Annotated in this window: 1 protein-coding gene; it reads right to left on the bottom strand. The window is 45.4% G+C overall.

Translation table 11 applies throughout. The annotated features are described in order from the left end of the window. On the bottom strand, positions 1–809 hold an 809-nt coding region (locus R7O13_RS25890; protein ID WP_318305077.1), incomplete at both ends, for an AAA family ATPase.

The following is an 809-nucleotide window of genomic DNA, read 5'->3' as shown; positions in this document are numbered from 1 at the left end:
TCCGCGAGCATCCAACTGGACTTGAAGCTCGACAATAAACTTATCAACCACTTGATGGATAACACTTTCATCTAGGCTATTAAACCAGATGATATTATCAAGACGGTTACGGAACTCCGGAGTGAACACCTTCTTAATTTCTGCCATGGCAGCGTGACTATGATCTTGTTGGATTAAACCGATCGATTTCTTCTCAGTTTCAGCCACACCCGCGTTAGTGGTCATCACAAGGATCACGTTACGGAAGTCGGCCTTGCGACCATTGTTGTCCGTCAGCGTACCGTTATCCATCACTTGCAGTAACAAATTAAAGATATCTGGGTGCGCTTTCTCAATCTCATCCAACAAAACAACGGAATGAGGATGCTTAATAACGGCATCGGTTAACAAGCCACCTTGATCATAACCAACATAACCTGGAGGAGCACCAATTAAGCGGCTCACAGAGTGACGCTCACCATACTCAGACATATCAAAACGAAGCAGTTCAATACCCAGCAGTTTCGATAGCTGAACAGTTACCTCGGTTTTACCCACACCAGTAGGCCCTGCAAACAAGAACGAACCCACAGGCTTGTTATCTACACCCAAACCAGCACGCGACAGTTTGATAGCCTCCGAAAGCGCATCAATAGCGTTGTCTTGACCAAAGACTAGCATCTTCATTTTTCCATCAAGATTCTTCAATATGTCTTTGTCAGATGAAGACACCGACTTCTCTGGAATTCGAGCCATTTTTGCAACCATGGCTTCAATATCAGCCACGCCAACCGTCTTCTTACGACGACTTGCTGGAGCTAATCGACTAC

This window comes from Vibrio sp. Y176, from assembly GCF_033438945.1.
Note: the sequence above shows the minus strand (reverse complement) of the source record. Positions and strands in the feature narration are given on the sequence as shown.